The organism is Paenibacillus swuensis, from assembly GCF_001644605.1.
GTDB classification, from domain to species: Bacteria; Bacillota; Bacilli; order Paenibacillales; family DY6; genus Paenibacillus_N; species Paenibacillus_N swuensis.
Genome location: NZ_CP011388.1, coordinates 3,584,404 through 3,604,066, shown reverse-complemented (window position 1 = coordinate 3,604,066; position 19,663 = coordinate 3,584,404). Strand labels below are relative to the sequence as shown.

20 protein-coding genes are annotated in these 19,663 nt (G+C 47.6%); 2 read left to right on the top strand and 18 right to left on the bottom strand.

The genetic code is table 11. From position 1 onward, the window contains the following. Positions 1-66: 66 nt before the first annotated feature. From trmFO to SY83_RS15925, 6 genes are all read right to left on the bottom strand, one after another. Positions 67-1,380, bottom strand: coding sequence for an FADH(2)-oxidizing methylenetetrahydrofolate--tRNA-(uracil(54)-C(5))-methyltransferase TrmFO (gene trmFO / locus SY83_RS15950; protein WP_068608313.1), 1,314 nt, complete (start codon positions 1,378-1,380; stop codon positions 67-69). 67 nt (positions 1,381-1,447) lie between these two features. After that, positions 1,448-3,526, bottom strand: a complete 2,079-nt coding sequence (topA, locus tag SY83_RS15945) for a type I DNA topoisomerase (RefSeq protein WP_068608311.1) — start codon at positions 3,524-3,526, stop codon at positions 1,448-1,450. Positions 3,527-3,555: 29 nt separating this feature from the next. Continuing rightward, positions 3,556-4,683 carry a DNA-processing protein DprA gene (gene dprA, locus SY83_RS15940; protein WP_231891271.1) on the bottom strand — a complete coding sequence of 376 codons (1,128 nt, stop codon included), beginning with the start codon at positions 4,681-4,683 and terminating at the stop codon, positions 3,556-3,558. Between the two features lie 110 nt (positions 4,684-4,793). Continuing rightward, positions 4,794-5,726 (bottom strand): succinate--CoA ligase subunit alpha, encoded by a 933-nt coding sequence (sucD, locus tag SY83_RS15935; protein ID WP_068608309.1) that lies wholly within the window; start codon positions 5,724-5,726, stop codon positions 4,794-4,796. A gap of 48 nt (positions 5,727-5,774) precedes the next feature. Next, a complete protein-coding gene (gene sucC / locus SY83_RS15930; protein ID WP_068608306.1) occupies positions 5,775-6,935 on the bottom strand; it encodes an ADP-forming succinate--CoA ligase subunit beta in 1,161 nt (386 codons plus the stop codon). Between the two features lie 224 nt (positions 6,936-7,159). Continuing rightward, the gene (locus SY83_RS15925; RefSeq protein ID WP_231891270.1) at positions 7,160-7,357 is read right to left on the bottom strand and encodes a hypothetical protein; all 198 of its coding nucleotides are present in this window, start codon (positions 7,355-7,357) and stop codon (positions 7,160-7,162) included. 203 nt (positions 7,358-7,560) lie between these two features. On the opposite strand from SY83_RS15925, the gene SY83_RS15920 reads away from it, so the two are divergent. Next, on the top strand, positions 7,561-8,841 hold the full coding sequence (locus SY83_RS15920) for an anthrax toxin lethal factor-related metalloendopeptidase (RefSeq protein WP_068608302.1): 1,281 nt from the start codon (positions 7,561-7,563) through the stop codon (positions 8,839-8,841). Positions 8,842-8,965: 124 nt separating this feature from the next. Next, the gene (locus tag SY83_RS15915; protein WP_068608299.1) at positions 8,966-10,558 is read left to right on the top strand and encodes a YifB family Mg chelatase-like AAA ATPase; all 1,593 of its coding nucleotides are present in this window, start codon (positions 8,966-8,968) and stop codon (positions 10,556-10,558) included. A 58-nt stretch (positions 10,559-10,616) separates the two neighbouring features. Here the strand turns inward: SY83_RS15915 and SY83_RS15910 are convergent, their stop codons facing one another. From SY83_RS15910 to ffh, 12 genes are all read right to left on the bottom strand, one after another. Further along, the gene (locus SY83_RS15910) at positions 10,617-10,997 is read right to left on the bottom strand and encodes a YraN family protein (protein ID WP_068608297.1); all 381 of its coding nucleotides are present in this window, start codon (positions 10,995-10,997) and stop codon (positions 10,617-10,619) included. Then, positions 10,987-11,331, bottom strand: a complete 345-nt coding sequence (locus SY83_RS15905; protein ID WP_082882573.1) for an EscU/YscU/HrcU family type III secretion system export apparatus switch protein — start codon at positions 11,329-11,331, stop codon at positions 10,987-10,989. The genes SY83_RS15910 and SY83_RS15905 overlap by 11 nt, the downstream gene beginning before the upstream one ends. Continuing rightward, positions 11,328-13,319: a hypothetical protein gene (locus tag SY83_RS15900; RefSeq protein WP_068608295.1), complete on the bottom strand. Its 1,992-nt coding sequence runs from the start codon at positions 13,317-13,319 to the stop codon at positions 11,328-11,330. Before SY83_RS15900 ends, SY83_RS15905 begins: the two co-directional genes overlap by 4 nt. 86 nt (positions 13,320-13,405) lie before the next feature. Further along, positions 13,406-14,029: a ribonuclease HII gene (locus SY83_RS15895; RefSeq protein WP_068608293.1), complete on the bottom strand. Its 624-nt coding sequence runs from the start codon at positions 14,027-14,029 to the stop codon at positions 13,406-13,408. A gap of 169 nt (positions 14,030-14,198) precedes the next feature. Beyond that, positions 14,199-15,077 carry a ribosome biogenesis GTPase YlqF gene (gene ylqF / locus SY83_RS15890; RefSeq protein ID WP_068608291.1) on the bottom strand — a complete coding sequence of 293 codons (879 nt, stop codon included), beginning with the start codon at positions 15,075-15,077 and terminating at the stop codon, positions 14,199-14,201. 16 nt (positions 15,078-15,093) lie between these two features. Further along, a complete protein-coding gene (gene lepB / locus SY83_RS15885) occupies positions 15,094-15,675 on the bottom strand; it encodes a signal peptidase I (RefSeq protein WP_068608289.1) in 582 nt (193 codons plus the stop codon). Between the two features lie 106 nt (positions 15,676-15,781). Further along, positions 15,782-16,123: a 50S ribosomal protein L19 gene (gene rplS, locus SY83_RS15880; protein ID WP_068608287.1), complete on the bottom strand. Its 342-nt coding sequence runs from the start codon at positions 16,121-16,123 to the stop codon at positions 15,782-15,784. A gap of 150 nt (positions 16,124-16,273) precedes the next feature. Then, the gene (gene trmD, locus SY83_RS15875; protein ID WP_068608284.1) at positions 16,274-17,017 is read right to left on the bottom strand and encodes a tRNA (guanosine(37)-N1)-methyltransferase TrmD; all 744 of its coding nucleotides are present in this window, start codon (positions 17,015-17,017) and stop codon (positions 16,274-16,276) included. A 1-nt stretch (position 17,018) separates the two neighbouring features. Further along, the gene (gene rimM / locus SY83_RS15870) at positions 17,019-17,537 is read right to left on the bottom strand and encodes a ribosome maturation factor RimM (RefSeq protein ID WP_068608282.1); all 519 of its coding nucleotides are present in this window, start codon (positions 17,535-17,537) and stop codon (positions 17,019-17,021) included. Between the two features lie 98 nt (positions 17,538-17,635). Beyond that, entirely contained in the window at positions 17,636-17,866 is a 231-nt protein-coding gene (locus SY83_RS15865) for a KH domain-containing protein (RefSeq protein WP_068608280.1), read from the bottom strand. A 24-nt stretch (positions 17,867-17,890) separates the two neighbouring features. Beyond that, positions 17,891-18,163 carry a 30S ribosomal protein S16 gene (gene rpsP / locus SY83_RS15860; RefSeq protein WP_068608278.1) on the bottom strand — a complete coding sequence of 91 codons (273 nt, stop codon included), beginning with the start codon at positions 18,161-18,163 and terminating at the stop codon, positions 17,891-17,893. 56 nt (positions 18,164-18,219) lie between these two features. Next, positions 18,220-19,599 carry a signal recognition particle protein gene (gene ffh / locus SY83_RS15855; RefSeq protein ID WP_068608276.1) on the bottom strand — a complete coding sequence of 460 codons (1,380 nt, stop codon included), beginning with the start codon at positions 19,597-19,599 and terminating at the stop codon, positions 18,220-18,222. Positions 19,600-19,663 lie beyond the last annotated feature (64 nt).

Here is a 19,663-nt window from a genome sequence, read left to right as displayed (position 1 = left end):
TTCATGTTTGTGTGCCGGAAAAGTATAGTAATCGTAACACGCTGCTCAAATCTCAAATCATAGATATCAATTTAAATTTAAGGAAAACTCTCGAATCGAGGAAAGTGCCCTCTCTGCGATTTTCTCATTCTTTTCTTTCTTATTGCGGATCCGTTTCTCTAGCGGAGGCAAAAGACCGAAATTGGCATTCATCGGCTGAAAATGCTTAAAGTCCGCTGTGGTAATGTAATGAGCCATACTGCCTAAAGCAGTTTCATTGGGTGGGACAACGGGATCTTTCCCCAATGCAATTCTACCTGCGTTCATACCGGCTAGCAAACCTGATGCAGCAGACTCCACGTAACCTTCAACACCGGTCATCTGACCCGCAAAGAACAAGTTAGGTCGCTCTTTAAATTGATACGTCGGTTTAAGCAGCTTGGGCGAATTGATGAACGTATTTCGATGCATTACCCCATAACGCACAATTTCAGCGTTTTCCAGACCCGGAATCAGCGAGAATACACGCTTCTGTTCTCCCCACTTCAGATGGGTTTGGAAGCCAACCATATTGTACAGTGTACCTGCGGTATTATCTTGTCGTAACTGAACAACCGCATGCGGTAATGTACCCGTATGCGGATTCACCAAACCAACCGGCTTCATCGGACCGAACAGAACGGTTTGAATGCCGCGCTGCGCCATTATTTCAATCGGCATACAACCCTCAAAGTAAACCTCTTTCTCAAAATCCTTAAGAGGCGCAGCCTCCGCTGTTGTCAGAGCCTCATGAAAAACATTAAATTCTTCTTCCGTCATCGGACAATTCAAGTAGGCGGCTTCACCTTTATCGTAACGCGAAGCGAGGTAAACCTTACTCATATCAATTGAATCCTTCTCAATAATCGGTGCAGCCGCATCATAGAAATAGAAATATTCCTGGCCTAACAAGGCTTGGATTTTTTCAGATAAAGCTGGAGAAGTCAATGGACCCGTCGCAATTACTACAATTCCTTCAGGAATTTCCGTGATTTCTTCCTTTCTCACATCGATAAGGGGGTGATTGTGCAACGTATCCGTCACTTCGCCGGAGAAGCCATCCCGGTCAACGGCCAGCGCTCCTCCCGCGGGAACGCTGTTACGATCCGCGCTCCCCAATATCAGAGAATCAAACAATCGCATCTCTTCTTTTAACAATCCTACAGCGTTGGCTATCCCGTTAGCTCTGAAGGAGTTACTGCATACCAATTCCGCAAATTTATCCGTATGGTGCGCGGGAGTTTGGCGTACGGGTCTCATCTCATATAGGGTCACGGCAACGCCTTGCTTAGCGATTTGCCAGGCTGCCTCACTGCCTGCGAGACCTGCTCCGATGACTGTTACCTTAGGTGTTTCTACCAAAATATAAATCCTCCTCAAACATTGAATAATTAATTTTTCCTTACATAAGACAAAAGGGACGGGGAATTTAATCCGCCGCCTCTTCATTATGCTCACACACCGTACATTTCAGGGTTGTGCCCTTTTTGGTACGTTTCTCAATCATTAAATTACCGCAATCCGGACATGGCTTCTGCACGGGCTTATCCCACATGACATTATCGCAATCGGGATAACGGTCGCATCCATAGAATACGCGGCCTTTCTTACTGCGCCGTTCAATCATATGTCCTTCATGACACTTCGGACAGGTTACACCGATATCCTTAACTATCGGTTTCGTATTACGGCAATCCGGAAATCCGGAGCAAGCCAGAAATTTCCCGAATCGGCCCATCTTGTAAACCAGATGTTTACCGCATTTCTCGCACAGCTCGTCGGAAATTTCGTCCTGAATTTCGATTTCTTTCATTTCTTCTTCGGCGAATTCAAGACGTTTCTCGAACGGTTCATAGAAATCGCCCAGCACTTTCACCCAATCCACACTGCCGTCGCCCACATGATCCAAGTTATCTTCCATATTGGCGGTGAATTCAAGATTCAGAATTTCCGGGAAGAACTCTTCCATTAACTGAATTACTAGCTCTCCCAACTCCGTAGGAATAAACTTCTTTTCCTCCAGAGCCACATAGCCCCGTTTCTGAATCGTTTCAAGCGTTGGCGCGTACGTACTTGGGCGACCGATTCCCTCTTCCTCAAGCGTTTTCACCAATCTGGCCTCCGTGTACCGTGGCGGGGGCTGTGTGAAATGCTGCTTCGGTTCAATTTCTTCATGTTTAAGAGCATCGCCTGCCGTCATAGCCGGCAGGAATTTCTCCTCGTCCGTTGAGCCGTCATCGTTGCCTTCCACATACACTTTCATAAATCCCGGAAACTTGATTTTGGATCCTGTTGCTCTAAACACAGCAGGTCCAACCTGTATGTCGACGGTTAACGTATCTAACACGGCGGATGACATCTGGCTGGCCAAAAACCGTTCCCAAACCAGTTTATAAAGCCTGAACTGATCACGGCTCATAAATTCCTTGATATCGTCAGGAGCTCTCATCACCGAAGTCGGACGAACGGCTTCATGAGCGTCTTGCGCATTGGCGGCTTTCTTTGAATAGTTCCTTGGTGATTCAGGTACATAGCTCTCACCATACTTGCCAATGATGTATTCCTTGGCTTCTTCCTGAGCAACAGGCGAAATACGGGTTGAATCCGTACGCATATAAGTAATTAAACCTACGGTTCCTTCCTTTCCAAGATCAACACCTTCATAGAGTTGCTGAGCTACTGACATCGTCTTGGCAGCCCGGAAGTTCAGTTTACGCGCAGCCTCTTGTTGCAGAGAACTGGTAGTGAAAGGTGCGGATGGATTGCGGCCGCGTTCCCTTTCTTTCACTTCCTTAACCGTAAAGTCGTTATTGGCCATGGCTTGGAGGACATCTTGGACATCCTGCTCGCTGGAAAGCTCTTTCTTCTCCCCGTGGATTCCATAAAATTTAGCTTCAAACTTTACAGTCCCGCTAAGAAGAGTAGCTGTAATTGTCCAGTACTCTTCGGGAACAAACTCGTTGATTTCATTCTCACGGTCAATAATGATCTTAACCGCAACGGATTGTACACGTCCTGCGGATAGACCCTTCTTTACTTTCTTCCATAGAAGAGGTGAAATTTTATATCCTACGAGTCTGTCCAGAATACGACGGGCTTGTTGCGCGTTAACTAAATCCATATTAATCCGCCGTGGTGTCTTAAAGGCGTCTTTCACGGCTTGTTTCGTAATTTCATTAAATACAACACGGCATTGCTCATCTTCGGAAACGTCCAGATAATGTGCAAGGTGCCAGGCGATCGCTTCACCTTCGCGATCCGGGTCAGCCGCGAGATATACTTTCTTGACCTTCTTGCGGGCGTCTTTCAATTCCTTAAGTACGTCGCCTTTACCGCGAATCGTTATATATTTAGGTGAGAAATCATTGTCCACTTCGACACCAATCTGACTCTTAGGCAGATCGCGTACATGCCCCATAGAGGCTTTAACAATATATTTATTTCCGAGATATTTCCCGATCGTCTTGGCTTTCGCCGGTGATTCCACTATTACTAGAGCGTCGGCCATAGGTGGTGCTTCCTCCCCAGATGGTCTAATTAGAATAAAGCGTAACAAGAACCAGGCAATTGTTTGATTTGCTTTTTTATCAATAAATGTAACAGAAGTGCGTGCAAATGTCCAAATTCAATGTTGGAACGGCTATGTAACTCATCCAATGTAATGCCTTCAATCGTCATATGTTCCATCAATTGTCTCTCTTCACTCGTAAGCTCCACCTCCGGCATAACAGCGGGTACCGCATGTTTTCCAAGCACCGGTCCGGGTTTTAGATAGCTTAACTCTTCCAATATATCACCGATTGAGCAGATTAGCCTTCCCTTGCCATTCTTAATCAGCTCGTGCGTTCCCTGGCTTTTCGGCGAAGAGAAATAACCTGGTACGGCAAATACCTCCCGATTCTCATTGAACGCATATTCGGCCGTAATAAGGGATCCGCTTTGCTTCGCGGCTTCCACAACGATTGTGCCAAGTGACATTCCCGCAATAATGCGGTTGCGTTGCGGAAACATACCCGCCTTCGAAGGTGTGCCCATAGGGAATTCCGACAACACAAGTCCGCGCTCGGAGATGCTATTATACAACGCGCGGTTCTCCGGCGGATACACCACATCAATGCCTGTACCCAGCACGGCGATGGTAGCTCCTCCAGCGTTGAGCGTACCTTGATGCGCGCAACTGTCGATTCCGCGGGCAAGTCCGCTGACAACACCTATTTCGGCCTTAACCAGGGCGGCCGCTAATTCCTCGGCCGCTTTACGGCCGTATGCTGTCGGAGTACGCGCGCCCACCATAGCGATAAGCGGCATGTTCATCAACTCCACTTTACCACGGGCGTATAAGACCCATGGAGGCTCTGAACTCTCTTTCATAACTTCTGGGTAAGCTTTATCAAGAATTGTCACAACTTGGATGCCGGATTCTCTGTAAAGCTTAATCCTTTGTTTGATAAACTCTGTTGTGAATGATTGGCAAAGCGCCTCTTTCCGGTGTTGTTCCAACGGAAGTTGTATACAAACTTCGTCCTTCATTTTCATATTCAGCAGCTCTGTTAAGCTTCGCGTATGCAGAACGAGTTTACGAATTGATTTCCAGCCGATACTCGGCACTTGATGAAGACCAAATAACAGTTCCCTTTCATCCAATTCAACGGCTTCTAATGACATTTCCTCAAAACCCCCTGGATCGCAACAAAAAAAGCAACCTCCCCGCTCCTATAGGAGTGGAAAGGTTGCTTACCGTTCCGAACGATATGAAATAGCTGTTACCAACTATATTACTTCTTAACGATACATTTGTCCAGCAGTCCTTGCTCTTCAAGCACACTTACCAATGTAGAACCCATTTCAGAAGGTGTTGGAGCCACTTTAACGCCGCAAGCTTCCAGTGTCGCCACCTTCTCTGCCGCTGTGCCTTTACCTCCGGAAATGATTGCGCCCGCATGACCCATACGTTTGCCTTCAGGAGCTGTTTTACCGCCGATAAAGCCAACAACCGGTTTAGTCATATTCGCTTTAATCCATTCAGCCGCTTCTTCTTCAGCCGTTCCGCCGATTTCTCCGATCATGATTACCGCATAGGTGTCCGGATCTTCATTAAACATTTTTAAGATGTCGATGAATTCGGAACCCTTTACCGGATCTCCGCCAATACCTACCGCGGAGGATTGACCGATTCCGCGAGTTGTAAGCTGGTGTACAGCCTCGTATGTCAGAGTTCCGCTTCGGGAAACAACACCGACATGACCCGGGAGATGGATGTAGCCCGGCATGATTCCGATCTTGCACTCTCCAGGAGTAATGACGCCCGGACAGTTAGGACCGATCAGTACCGAATTCTTGCCCTCCATGTAACGGGATACTCTCACCATATCAAGCACAGGAATTCCTTCGGTAATACAGATAACCAATTCAATTTCCGCATCTACAGCTTCGATAATGGAATCTGCCGCGAAAGCCGGCGGCACATAAATCACCGATGCGTTGGCGCCAGTCGCTTTCTTAGCTTGTTCTACCGTATTGAAAACAGGCAGAGACTTCACTTCACCGTTCTCAAGCGTAATCTCTACGTTCGTACCGCCTTTACCGGGAGTAACCCCGCCAACCATTTGTGTACCGTACTCTAAGCCGCCTTTGGTGTGGAACAAGCCGGTAGCGCCGGTAATACCTTGTGTAATGACCTTCGTATTTTTATTGACCAAGATACTCATTGTCTCTTCACCCCGAATATGATTAATGTTAAATCGCGCATTGCCGGATTACTGTACTAAAGCAACGATCTTCTGTGCTCCGTCTGCCATCGAATCCGCGGCTACAATGTTCAGGCCGGATTCGTTAAGAATTTTTTTGCCAAGATCCACATTCGTACCTTCAAGACGAACAACCAGCGGTCGGTCCAAGCCAAGCTCGCGCGCAGCAGCGACCACACCATCGGCAATAACGTCGCAACGCATGATGCCGCCGAAGATATTAACGAAGATTCCCTTAACTTTGGTATCGGACAAGATGATCTTGAAAGCTTCTGTAACTTTCTCTTTAGTGGCACCGCCCCCAACATCTAGGAAGTTCGCAGGGTCGCCTCCGTAATGCTTGATAATATCCATGGTAGCCATAGCAAGTCCAGCGCCGTTAACCATGCAACCAATGTTGCCGTCTAACGCGATGTAGCTCAAGTCATACTTGGATGCTTCAATTTCCTTATCATCTTCTTCCTCAAGATCGCGCAGCGCCTGAATATCTTTATGACGGTACAGTGCGTTAGAGTCGAAGTTTAATTTAGCGTCTAGCGCCATAACATTGCCGTCGCCTGTAACAACCAGAGGGTTGATCTCGGCAATAGAGCAATCTTTCTCAACGAATGCCGTGTAAAGCTGCGTCATAAATTTAGCCGCTTTATTTACTAACTCCGTAGGAATGTTAATGTTATAAGCAAGTCTGCGTGCTTGGAAAGGCTGCAGGCCGATCGCCGGGTCAACAATCTCTTTAAAGATCTTCTCCGGAGAATGAGCGGCTACTTCTTCAATTTCGGTTCCGCCTTCTTCCGAACCCATCATGACCACACGTCCTGTAGCCCGATCCACAACAACGCCGACGTAGTATTCTTTCTTAATATCGCAGCCTTGTTCAATCAACAGGCGCTTAACTTCTTTACCTTCGGGTCCCGTTTGGTGCGTGACAAGCACTTTACCGAGGATTTCAGAGGCATACGCGCGAACCTCGTCCAAGTTTTTGGCGATTTTTACTCCGCCCGCTTTACCGCGGCCGCCTGCATGAATCTGTGCTTTAACTACAACAACGGAAGTGCCGAGCTCTCCAGCCGCAGCAACCGCTTCATCCACAGTAAACGCGACTTTGCCCTGAGGAACTGCAACACCATATTGTTTCAGGACTTCTTTACCTTGATACTCATGGATATTCATCTACAAATCCTCCTATCGAACTATGTATACGTATTCATTCCAAAACCTTTTCTATTGTATCACTCTGATGCGTATTTGTCTTGTTTTCTCGGCTAAAAATTGACGCGGCTGCGCAAACAACGTCATACTTTGGAGGATCTTCCCGTTTTTTCTTATTCCTCGGGTAATAAACATAAAAAAAGGCTCTATTTCCGAAGAAAAGAGCCCCATTGTTTTTACCCCTTTTAATAGACAGATGAAACAACCGTTACCGTCCGCGGTTCACGTTCCGCTTGTTTCACGAATCGCATTTCATTGCCGACAAACTGACATACCATGCATTGAATGTGCGGTTCCGTCTGTTGGACTTCCACGGGTTCAGCCATTTCCTCAACCACACCGGTGATCGCGTCTTTCAGAAATCTTTGGTTATAACTTGACAATACGCTGAACTTCACTCTGTTAGATCGACAATTCGGGCAAAAATACGGTTTATCCTGCATATTCATCACCTCGCTAGCAGTATTCCCCTCTTTTCTCAAAACATGTACAAATAGAATCGATTTCAGCGTTTAGACTGAAGTATAATGAGGGTATAAATTGTTCTTAAATATAAAGTGAAACAAGTTGCAAGGGAGAAATCATCATGAAATGGTTAATTGCATGGAAACCGATTATAGTTGCACTATTGTTAGCGATTACATTATGCGCCGCACCCGTTAATACTAAAGCTGCGATCAGTAGTACTTATTTACAGGAACAGCTTATTATAAGGCCTCAAGGCAGTTATGATGCTGAGGAAGCAGACGCCATGGTGGGCAGGGTATTTCAGCTTTATCCGAACTTGATTGAAGGTCTAATTTATAACGATGTTCATATTAAGCTCACTAAAGGCAAAATTACGGATGAACCGGAAATGGCCAAATACCGGGGCGTGATCCCCAGGGGTTGGGAAAATACCGGCAAAACCTGGGACGACATTCCGGGATCAAGCGGCAGCACGGTTGTTGCCCGAATCGGCTACAGTGAACGTGGTAAAGGCCACGATACGGAAAATTTGGAACTACATGAAACTTTTCATGCCGTAGATACTTATCTGTTTGATGATATCTCGCAATCAGAACGATTCCGGAAGTTGTGGCGCGAAGAGGCGGGTAATTATTTTTGGGGCGATCGTTACATGGATACGTACTCGGAAGAATATTTTGCGGAAGTATCTTGTATGATGTTCGCGACTGAGGCTTCACGTACCATTGTAGAAACCAAGCTGCCGGAAACCTATTCGTTTCTTGAATCCCTCTTTCGCGGGTATGAACCCGCTCTTTCCAAGCCACTCCCGGAAATCCAGAATCATTGGGCGCGTAAGCCGCTGGTAAGGTTGTTAGGTTTAAATATACTTGCAGGCATGCCGAACGGTTCGATTCAGGCAGACCGACCTGTTACAAGAGAGCAATTTATTAAGTTACTTATGCTGGCGAGAGGACAAGAAAACACACGGACAACGATGAACGGTTCCGCTTCGGAGGCTTTAGAGCTCCCCTTTCATGATGTGCTTAAACAACGTTGGTCCTATTCTTATCTACACTCCGCGGTAACAGAGGGGATTGTGACGACGAAACAAACGTCAGGCGGATTGTTCGGTCCCGAAGAGATTTTAACCCGAATCGAGATGGCCGTCTGGGCAGCGAAAGCTCTGGGCCTAACCGAAGACGACAGTGCTTTGGTCCAATTTACCGATGTTGACAGCATAGCTTATGAGCATTGGGGATGGGCCGGCGCAGCGGTCAAAGCGGGATTGATGTCTGGTCTTGCAGGGGATCAGTTCGGTCCTGGGGGGAAAGTGTCCCGCGCGCAGGCCGCTGTTGTAACCGCCAAGGTCCTGGATTGGAAAGCGATCAGCGGAGATGATGAACGGGTGAAGGAGTAGGCTTGACAGTTGATTCCGCGATCGATAGACTTATAGTAATTGAACAAATCGGTGGTAGATAAGGAAGCACCTTGATCCACGGTATGGAAACAAGAATTCATACTGCAGGAGGAAGGTGTTTTTTGTGTATTCCAAAATGATCTGTGCTTGCGTTGACGGTATCGACGGGAAACTGATTGATGTGGAGGTAGATGTTTCTAATGGATTGCCCCAAGTCAATATTGTTGGTTTGCCTGACTCCGCGGTTCGGGAATCCAGTGAACGGGTCCGATCCGCCATCAAGAATTGCAGGTTTGAATTTCCTATGGAACGAATTACAGTAAATTTGGCTCCGGCTGATGTGCGTAAAGAGGGATCATCGTTTGATCTGGCCATAGCAATCGGGATTCTCAGCGCAAGCGATCAAGTAAAGCTGGAGGATCCTGAGAGCACTCTCATCATAGGAGAGCTTGCATTAAACGGAGATGTTCGTCCCGTTCCCGGCGTACTTTCCATGGCGGATCAAGCACGAAAGTCCGGCCTAACTCGCATGATACTTCCTTATGATAATGTGGAGGAAGCGCAATTCATTGAGGGTTTAACACTATATCCTATTAGACATCTGCACGAACTGCATGAAATTGTAACAACCGGTCAGCCATTAGTTAGCGTCATTAATAATAAACATGTTAAAACACCGATCCGAGAGTTGTTGCGACAAGGCCTGTTTGGAGGGGATCCGCCCCCTCCGGAGGACTCCGCTGACAGGACCACTCTCGACTACGCTGATGTGATCGGACAACAGCAAGCTAAGCGAGCTTTAATGATTGCCGCCGCAGGTATGCATAATCTGCTGTTTATCGGACCTCCCGGATCAGGGAAGACGATGCTCATCCGCCGGTTACCCTCGATCCTTCCGGAGTTAATGGACAATGAAGCGCTCGAGGTGACGAAAATCTACAGCGTGTCGGGCAAGCTACATGACCGATCGCGATTGTTGCGTGAGCGGCCCTTCCGATCGCCGCACCACACGGTATCGGCCGGCGGCCTGATCGGCGGCGGCTCGATCCCCAAGCCCGGTGAGGTGACACTCGCTCACCGCGGCGTGCTTTTCCTCGACGAACTGCCGGAGTTTACGCGCGGCGTGCTCGAGGTTATGCGACAGCCGCTCGAGGACCGGCATGTCGTAATTGGGCGGGCGCGGGCCGTGGTCCGCTTTCCCGCCGATTTCATGCTCGCCGCGAGCATGAATCCTTGCCCGTGCGGGCAGCTCGGCGCCGACCCGGGCGCGGCACCGTGCACATGCAGTTTGTCGAAGATCCAGCATTACCGGTCCCGGATTTCGGGACCCCTGCTGGATCGCATCGACCTGCATGTGGAGGTGCCCCGGGTCACTTCGCTCGCTGCCGCGGGCAGCCCGCTGGGTTCGCGCGAGATGCGCGAGAAGGTGCTGGCTGCCCAGTCGCGGCAGCGGGCGCGCTATGCGGGCACGGGCGTGGTGTTCAACGGCGAGCTCACCGGCAACCTGCTGCGCCGGCACTGCCGGCTGCGCCCGGAAGGCGAGCGGCTGCTGGAGGCCTCTTTTGTGGCGCTGCAGCTTAGTCTTCGCGCGCATGACCGCATCTTGCGCATCGCCCGGACGATCGCTGATCTCGAGGACAGCGTAGCCATTGAAACCGCCCATGTCGCGGAAGCTGTGCAATACCGCAATCTGGATAAAAAATATGACCCTGCGTAAAACTCAGTCCTTACGCAAAAACCCCGCAAACGTCAGCAACGCTTACGGGGATGTTTTATCAGAAGGCATGTTGGATATGACTCATTTCAACAGCATCATTATCGGCGTCAAGATAGACTGTGATAACGTCAAACCTGACTTTGGCCTTATAACTTGAGGAAGTTTTTAAGTAAACCTGAGCGGTTTCACGTACCTGCTGCTGTTTACGGACCGTTACCGATTCAGCTGCAGTGCCGTACCTTCCTTTGCTTGTACGTGACCTTACCTCTATAAACACAATTACATCGGCATGACCGGCTATAATATCAATTTCACCTGTGCGGCAACGCCAGTTTAATTTAATAATATGATATCCCTGAGTCACTAAATAGACTACTGCCTTCTCTTCCCCGATGGCTCCTGTTTTTCGACGATTGGTTCTGCTTGCATTATCGGCCATAAGAATCCCATGCCTTTGCTTTTTGATCAGAGCGGTAAATAAAACTTAAGATCTCAGCAACTAATTGGTATAGTTCCGGGGGAATCTGTTGATCCAGATCAATCTTCGACAACACCTCAACTAGAGAGGCGTCCTCCTGTACCGGTACTCCGTGTTCCTTGGCTTTAGCCAGGATGGTGTCCGCGACCCTGCCGGAACCCTTAGCGACGACTGTAGGAGCCTCTTGTTTGCCTGGCGCGTACTTCAAAGCGACCGCTTTCGTAATCCCCTTAGCTCTCTCCTGAAATATTTCAGTATTCGTGACGGACGGTTTAAACCCGCTCCCCTGCTTCATATGCGGAAGTCCATCCTTTTGTAAGGTTGAGCTGTATATTGAGCCGTAAGGTTTCCGGACAAGCCCGAAGATAAAGATTGCTCCGGCTTAGGGTCCGGTTCCGCTTTAGGATAGGGCACACATTTCATAGACAAAAACTGATAGCCGATACCCTCGACAGAAGCCGCAATGTCTTGACGACTCATTTCAAGCAATGCCCCAGTTTCGGGCTGGTCATTATGAACTTTCAGGGAAACAATATTATTCATCACCTGAACATCTACCAGCGTATCCCCTAGTACTTTCATCTTCAGATCAAATAAAAGCCTGCAGTTATCCTTGTCCAGTTCTCCCTTACTGCCTTTGCGCGACTGTATGTGAACGGAAGCTGTTTCTTCACCTGATTCGTTAAGGAAAGGTATAAATAACGTAAGATGAGTAAATAACGGATTTTTGTCAGGGGTCATCAGCAGCTGTTGCCCTGTAACTTGTTGTAATGCTTGTTGTACCGTGTCCCGGACAGCGGGAGGCAAATCAGTTCCCTGGGCTAATTGCAATAACAAACTTTTGATTGTATCCGTCGTAGAATGTTGTTGAAATTTGCCTTCTGACAGCAACGTACCCAGAGGGGTTCCTGGACTGGATGTGCTTCGATCCATGATGCCTTGTTCTATTTGTTTCACTACGGCCTGCTCATGTTCCACGCCTAACAGTTTCATTATCTTAGACACCCAAGGATGTTCCGAATCTATAACATTTATTAGGGGCTGCTGCTTCAATGTATCCAAAGATGCCGTGCTGTTCTTTAATGTTTCATCGGCTTTTGATGCCTTTGAGGATTGTAACGAGAATTCTGTTCGCTGTCCCTGCTCTGTTTTCAACTGATTTGCTAATGCCGCTTTCGTGGAGGGGCTTTCCAAGTTCGCATCTATAAGTAGGCCATCTATCTCGGGTGCTGGTTTCGCTGAAGGAGAGAAAGTTATCGTCGAGCCCTCCTTGGCGGATGCCCCTGTCCCAGGGCCAGGTTGACGGATATTCTTGTTTTCCACCGCTTGTTCAGCCTCATTCGGAAGAATTCCATCTGAAGCAGTACGAACTGATTGTTTACTTGCATCCGAGGTTGATCCGTTACTGGCCGGCGCTCCGGAGCTTTTCCCGGTATCCGCATTGGTTCCACTTGAGCCAACCGTGTTTGCAGCAGTATTCCCTGTAAATACAGTAGAGGCCGGAAGATTTGTTTTGCCCGATACAATTGGCTCAATTGGTTTCCCTGTCATAACGTTAGCCTTTTCTGCATCAATCCGGTGCTTAACACTGCTCGTTTCCGAATACATTTGCTTTGAAAGTGCATCTAACTGTTTCATGATATGAGTCGTCTCCGCAGAAAAACCGGCGGCACCCGTTGCTGTTCCCGATAACAGCTGCAACTGTGCGTTTAATCCCTGGAGTAAGTTACCCAGATCCTTACCAAACAACACCTGATGAAGAGAAGCTACCGTTTGCTGTGTCAGCGGTAATCCTCTCTTCCAGGCCAACGCTCCCGCTAGCAACCATTCTTCGTCACTCACATTAGAAGGGATCGCTTGTGCCAATATTTTGAAAGCCTGGGCATCATCCTTCGTCAGAGGGATACCTTCTTTATGCATCATTCGTATGATGGCCTCGCCCATTCCTTGTTTTAAGTCTTGCAGACCCAAGCTCTTAAGGAGTTCGCCTATGGATTCATCCGTCATCGGTACATGGGTAGACAACGCCACCGGCTTCAAAACCACCTGACCATTCGAGGACTCCGGCTGAACCTGCAACATGGTGACTTGACCTTCCTGCATAGGTGTCTCCAGCTTGGCTTTTACCAATGCTCCGTTAATGTTCACAAGCGCTTCGGAGGTTTCAGGGGTTACCTGTACTACTTTGCCTCTTACGATCTGTCCTGCTTTCAATTCAAGCTGTTTGCCTTCCGCAGGCGTCAATTCCCCGACCATGCTGCGAACCATATGGGAAATATTCATGCATGCACGATCCTTCCGTACTTTGTTTCTTTATATATCGGCAAAAAGTAAAGGAATTTGAATCATCTTAATCCCATGCTGAGCTTCTAGAATAACTCTATTTGTTTCACTTCTTCCTTTTCCCCCAAAATCTTTCTTAGGAAAGACATGCGATGCATTGAACTGGCTCCGAATTCCATTAAGCGTTCACGATGAAACCGGGTGGCGTATCCTTTGTGGCCGGCAATACCATATTCGGGAAATCGATTGTCCCATTCCTTGCATAACTTGTCCCGAGTCACTTTAGCAATGATGGAGGCGGCTGCAATGGATTGACTTAACGCATCACCGTGAATAATCGCCATCTGGGGAATGGAAGAATCTACGGTCTCCGCATCCACCAATAAATAGTCCGGTGTCAAAGACAATTGCTCTACCGCTTTTTTCATTGCTAACCGAGAAGCTTGTTTAATATTGACTTGTTCGATCACTTGCACATCCATTTGACCTACTCCGACGGCCAGCGCTTCCTTCATAATGACTTCAAACAGCTCGTCCCTCTTCTTTTCCGAGAGTTTCTTAGAGTCATCCACGCCTTCCAATATCAATCCTCTGGGCAAAATAACCGCCGCGGCGACCACATCGCCAAACAGGCACCCTCTGCCAACCTCATCTACACCCGCGATATGTATATAATCCTGATCCCAACATTGCATTTCATACGTAAGCATGATTTCACCTCTGCCAATCCTTTTTAAACGTTCCTCTATTGTACAACCTGGAGTAAAGTACGGAAAGAGTTGTTTATGGACCATTGCAAACAAAGATCCTATTTACATAACAAAAAAAAACGGCAAGCTTCTGCTCACCGCTGTCATGTTCCGAAATTCTGATGTTAAACTAAAAAGCACCCTGATCCGCAGGTCGTTCAAACGAAATCCGTCCCAGCTTTCCTGCGCGTAATTCCCTTAAAAACAAAATCGAGGTTTTGTCCAAATCAACCCGGCCACCACTGACGATACAACCGCGTTTGCGCCCGATTTCCTCCATGATTTTCACAACCTCGTTGGGATTTTCAAGATCTTCAGGTACATATTCGATGCCAAATCGTTCCTGCAAGTTGTTCAGATAATATTTGGCCATGTAGCGGATGGCGTAAAAAGCAATATCATCCAAGTGGATAATCTCTTCTTTAATGGAACCGACGACCGCCAAACGGTAACCTACTTGTTGATCCTCAAACTTGGGCCATAGAATTCCCGGCGTATCCAGCAATTCCATTTCTGTGCCCACTTTGATCCATTGCTGACCTTTGGTAACACCGGGTTTGTCTCCTGTAACCGCAATGTTCTTACCCGCCATCTTGTTAATCAGCGTAGATTTTCCTACATTTGGGATGCCTACAATTAACGCGCGAATGGCACGCGGATTAATACCTTTGTTGATTTGGCGTTGTATCTTGTCTGCAAGCGTAAACTTCGCTTTAGGAAGTATGTCTCCGACCTTATGTCCGGATGAGGCGTCAATCGGAAATGCGCTCACGCCTTCTTCCGCGAAATAATTGACCCACTGCTCCGTTACTTGAGGATCGGCTAAATCCGCCTTGTTCAGTACAATTATGCGAGGTTTGTCCTGCAATATTTCATCGATCATCGGGTTTCTGCTGGATAGCGGTACTCTGGCGTCCAAAAGTTCAATTACGATGTCGATGAGTTTAAGTTTTTCCTGGATTTGGCGACGAGCTCTCGTCATATGTCCCGGAAACCATTGAATCGCCATCGTCTGTCACCTCAATTTAATGTTTTACAAGAGATATATTATCTATAGGCCAGAAAATGATATCAGCTCTGCCAATCACCTTGTCATATGCGATGTATCCAATCTCTCTGCCGTCTTTACTATTACCGCGATTATCCCCCATTACAAAGATGGAGCCTTCAGGCACCTTGCCATCTTGTACCATCTCATTCGGGAAATTAGGTCCCGTATTATAGATTCCGCCATTATTCTGCATTTCATCCACCGCGTATTTAATATACTTTTCTTCTAACGCCTTGCCGTTTACGGAAACGACATCACCTTCTACCTTGACCTCATCACCGGGCAAACCGACTACCCGTTTTATGTAATCTTTACCTTCCGGAGCGTGAAACACGACCACTTCACCACGGTGAGGTTCACGAATGGAGTAAATAATTTTGTTCACAATAAGGCGTTCTCCGGTCTTGAAGTTAGGTTGCATCGAAGGACCGTCCACGATAAATGGAGCGAAAATGAAATAGCGTATTACAAATACAAGCACTGCCGCTATGAGTAAAGCTTTCGCCCATTCCCAAACTTCATTCTTAACTGAGCTTTGTGTAATCTCTTGTTCCATTCGTAAAAAAGCCCCTTTCTTACCTGCGCTTGCACGATCAACGACGAACGTTTCCCATAATTTAAATAAACTAAAAGGGGCTTGTTTTATCAAGCCCCCGTCAAGATTAACGAATTTCTTTAATTCTTGCTGCTTTACCGCGTAATCCGCGCAGATAGTACAGTTTCGCACGGCGAACTTTACCTCGGCGAGTCACTTCGATTTTCTCAATCTTAGGTGAGTTGAATGGGAAAGTTCTTTCCACACCTACACCGTAAGAAATTTTTCTTACTGTGAAAGTCTCGCTAATTCCACCGCCGCGGCGTTTAATTACAACACCTTCGAACAACTGGATACGTTCGCGGGATCCCTCAACAACTTTAACGTGAACTTTCAAAGTATCGCCGGGGCGAAAATTAGGAAGATCTGTACGTAGTTGCTCTCTTGTAATCTCTTGTAACAGGTTCATCTATGACTTCCTCCTTCCACACAGGTGTTCATATGGCCATTTGTTAGAAGGTTCGATTCAACCTTCAGCTCATAGCGGACCACCAGACTCAAAACTTTCACAACAGACTTTATTGTAACACAACGCGCCTATGTTTACAATACAGGTTACTTAACTTTTCGGATATCGCTGGCGCTGTTCTTTAAGCCAGATCTGTTCTTTGGGTGACAACTCGACCTTGTCCAGCAAATCCGGTCTGCGCCGCAATGTACGCAGCAGTGACTGCTCCTTGCGCCACTTTTCCACATTGGCGTGATGACCGCTTAGCAATACCTCGGGTACGGACCAGCCGCGAAATTCAGCAGGTCTTGTATAGTGCGGATATTCCAGCAATCCAGTGCTGAATGAATCGGTCACAGCGGACTGATCATTACCCAGAACACCGGGCAGCAAGCGGACAACGCTGTCCACAATGACCATGGCAGCCATTTCCCCGCCGGTCAATACGTAGTCGCCGATCGACAGTTCGTCCGTAACCAGGTACTCTCTGATTCGTTCATCATAGCCTTCATAGTGTCCGCATAAGAAAATGAGATGCTCCTCCTGAGCCAGTTCCTCCGCCTTGCCTTGCGTAAAAGTCTCCCCTTGCGGACACAACAGGATGACACGAGGCGGTTTGCCTTCCGAAGGGGGCAGATCTTCCACCGCTGCGAAAATCGGCTCCGGTTTCAACACCATGCCGCCCCCTCCGCCATAAGGGTAATCATCTACCGTATTGTGTTTATTATTCGAATAATCTCTGAAGTTAATCGTGTTCAGTGACACCAGGCCTTTGTCTCGCGCTTTACCCATAATACTGCTGCCGAACACACCTTCAAACATCTCTGGAAACAACGTCAATACATCTACCCTCATGTTACAGTAAACCCTCCATCAGATGCACACGGATCATCTTAGCGGCAACGTCCACGTTCAGAACCACATCGTCAATAACCGGTAATAGCACACGTTTGCCGTCCTCTTGCTCCACTACCCATACATCATTAGCGCCGGGTGTGAGAATTTCCTTAACTACACCCAACTCTTCGTCATCTTCTGTAATGACCTTGCAACCGATGATCTCGTGGAAATAAAATTCATCCTCCGGCAATGCTTCTATAAACTTCTCGGATATCTTCACAAGCCAGCCTTTAAAGCCCTCTACCTGATTGATATTATCGTAGCCTTTCAGCTTCGCGATATACATATTCTTATGTTCACGGGAGGTTTCAATTTCAATAGGTAACTGTTTATGGGTACCGGCTTGCTCCAAAATAAGACTACTTCCGGGAGCGAAACGTTTCTCGGGGAAATCCGTTTGAGATAAAATTTTCACTTCACCACGAATTCCCTGGGTATTGACTAGTTTGCCTACGGTAAATAATTTATCCGCCATACGATCCTCCATGTCGTCCAGAAATTAGAAACGAAGGGCTAGGATGTCTCCATCCTAACCCTTCGATATAATGCCGTCTGTTCAAGATCAACTTAAACTTAAGACACAATTTCAACGTTCACACGTTTCGTTTCCTTCACTGCTGCCGATGTTACGACGGTTCGCAACGCTTTAGCGATGCGGCCCTGCTTCCCTATAATTTTACCTACATCACTGGGATGAACGGACAATTCATAGGTGATGGCATGCTCGCCGTCCACGACGTTAACCCGTACATCTTCCGGATGATCAACCAAGCCTTGCGCGATAACCGATATTAACTCTTTCATCGTCAGGCCCTCCGAATAGGCAGATTACTTCTGAAGTTTAGATTCGTGGAATTTTTGCATGATGCCTGCTTTGCTGAACAAGTTACGAACTGTGTCAGAAGCTTGCGCACCTGTTTGAAGCCATTTCAAAGCTTTCTCTTCATCGATGTTAACTTGAGCCGGCTCAGAAATTGGGTTATAAGTACCGATTTCTTCGATGAAACGTCCGTCACGCGGAGAGCGGGAATCGGATACTACCAGACGGTAGAACGGAGCTTTGTGAGCACCGATACGTTTAAGACGAATACGAACTGCCATTGTGAAAGTCACCTCCTTCAATTAATTACCTGAAACTTGCGTTGCTATACGGCTACTTAACCGAACGGAAATTTAAAGCCCTTGCCGCCCATCATGCCCTTAAGGCCTTTCATGCCGCCCTTCGGTCCTTTGGGTCCCATCATCCCGGAGAATTGCTTCATCATCTTGCGCATCTCTTCGAATTGCTTAATAAGCTTGTTCACTTCCTGTACAGTTCTGCCGCTGCCGTTCGCAATCCGCTTACGGCGGGAAGCGTTAATCATCTCAGGCTTTATTTTCTCATCCTTGGTCATGGATTTAATGATAGCTTCGATGTGGCCGAGTTGCTTGTCGTCCACCTTCATATTCTCCATGCCCTTCATCTTGTTCATACCCGGAAGCATATCCATCAACTGATCCAGGGGACCTAATTGCTTTACCTGCTCCATCTGTTGCAAGAAATCTTCGAATGTGAATTCAGCCGTTCTCATCTTCCGTTGCATTTCCAACGCCTGGTCCTGGTCGATGCCGGCTTGCGCCTTCTCAATCAGTGTAAGTACATCGCCCATACCGAGAATTCGCGATGCCATCCGATCCGGATGGAAAGGCTCCAAGGCGTCGATCTTCTCGCCCATGGCCGCAAACTTGATTGGACATCCTGTAACGGCTTTAACGGATAATGCGGCACCGCCGCGTGTATCCCCGTCCAGTTTCGTCAACACGACACCCGTAAGCTCCATCTGTTGATGAAAGCTTTCAGCTACGTTAACCGCATCCTGACCCGTCATGGCGTCGACAACAAGCAAGACTTCATCGGGTTTCACGACTTCGCGAATCTGTTTCAGCTCATCCATCAAACTTTCGTCGATGTGAAGACGGCCGGCTGTATCGATGATCACGTAATCATGGCCGTTATCTTTGGCATGCTGCATTCCGCTTCTTGCGATTTCCACCGGGCTTGTCTTATCACCCATGGAAAACACAGGAACTTTAATCTGCTCGCCTAGCACTTCCAATTGCTTGATGGCCGCGGGTCTGTAAATATCGCCGGCAACAAGTAAAGGCCGATGATTCTGCTTCTGCAGTAGTTTCGCGAGTTTACCTGTTGTCGTTGTCTTACCGGCACCCTGTAAGCCCACCATCATAATGACCGTTGGCGGACGGTTGGATTTCGCAAGCTTGCTCTGTGTACCGCCCATCAGATTCGTAAGCTCTTTGTTTACGATATCAATGACGACCATGCCTGGCGTAAAGCTCTTCAGCACGTCTTGTCCGACGGCCTGTTCTTTCACTTTGGCGATGAATTCCTTAACGACTTTAAAGTTGACATCCGCTTCGAGCAGTGCAAGGCGAACTTCACGCATCGCTTCGCCTACATCCTCCTCGGACACTTTGCCTTTGCCTTTAAGCTTGCCGAACACATTCTGCAAGCGATTAGCCAAGCCCTCAAAAGCCATTTCGTTCACCTCCGTCAATACTTAGTTCTATCTTATATAAGTAACAATTCATTATTTACGTTTA

Bases quoted from the DNA above. Each gene is read 5' to 3' on its own strand.
- SY83_RS15910 (WP_068608297.1), bottom strand. From the start codon at position 10,997: ATGGCCGATAATGCAAGCAGAACCAATCGTCGAAAAACAGGAGCCATC.
- rimM (WP_068608282.1), bottom strand. From the start codon at position 17,537: ATGGCGGATAAATTATTTACCGTAGGCAAACTAGTCAATACCCAGGGA.
- SY83_RS15900 (WP_068608295.1), bottom strand. From the start codon at position 13,319: ATGAATATTTCCCATATGGTTCGCAGCATGGTCGGGGAATTGACGCCT.
- dprA (WP_231891271.1), bottom strand. From the start codon at position 4,683: ATGTCATTAGAAGCCGTTGAATTGGATGAAAGGGAACTGTTATTTGGT.
- SY83_RS15895 (WP_068608293.1), bottom strand. From the start codon at position 14,029: ATGCTTACGTATGAAATGCAATGTTGGGATCAGGATTATATACATATC.
- SY83_RS15905 (WP_082882573.1), bottom strand. From the start codon at position 11,331: ATGAAGCAGGGGAGCGGGTTTAAACCGTCCGTCACGAATACTGAAATA.
- rplS (WP_068608287.1), bottom strand. From the start codon at position 16,123: ATGAACCTGTTACAAGAGATTACAAGAGAGCAACTACGTACAGATCTT.
- ylqF (WP_068608291.1), bottom strand. From the start codon at position 15,077: ATGGCGATTCAATGGTTTCCGGGACATATGACGAGAGCTCGTCGCCAA.
- sucD (WP_068608309.1), bottom strand. From the start codon at position 5,726: ATGAGTATCTTGGTCAATAAAAATACGAAGGTCATTACACAAGGTATT.
- topA (WP_068608311.1), bottom strand. From the start codon at position 3,526: ATGGCCGACGCTCTAGTAATAGTGGAATCACCGGCGAAAGCCAAGACG.
- SY83_RS15865 (WP_068608280.1), bottom strand. From the start codon at position 17,866: ATGAAAGAGTTAATATCGGTTATCGCGCAAGGCTTGGTTGATCATCCG.
- SY83_RS15920 (WP_068608302.1), top strand. From the start codon at position 7,561: ATGAAATGGTTAATTGCATGGAAACCGATTATAGTTGCACTATTGTTA.
- lepB (WP_068608289.1), bottom strand. From the start codon at position 15,675: ATGGAACAAGAGATTACACAAAGCTCAGTTAAGAATGAAGTTTGGGAA.
- sucC (WP_068608306.1), bottom strand. From the start codon at position 6,935: ATGAATATCCATGAGTATCAAGGTAAAGAAGTCCTGAAACAATATGGT.
- trmD (WP_068608284.1), bottom strand. From the start codon at position 17,017: ATGAGGGTAGATGTATTGACGTTGTTTCCAGAGATGTTTGAAGGTGTG.
- rpsP (WP_068608278.1), bottom strand. From the start codon at position 18,163: ATGGCAGTTCGTATTCGTCTTAAACGTATCGGTGCTCACAAAGCTCCG.
- ffh (WP_068608276.1), bottom strand. From the start codon at position 19,599: ATGGCTTTTGAGGGCTTGGCTAATCGCTTGCAGAATGTGTTCGGCAAG.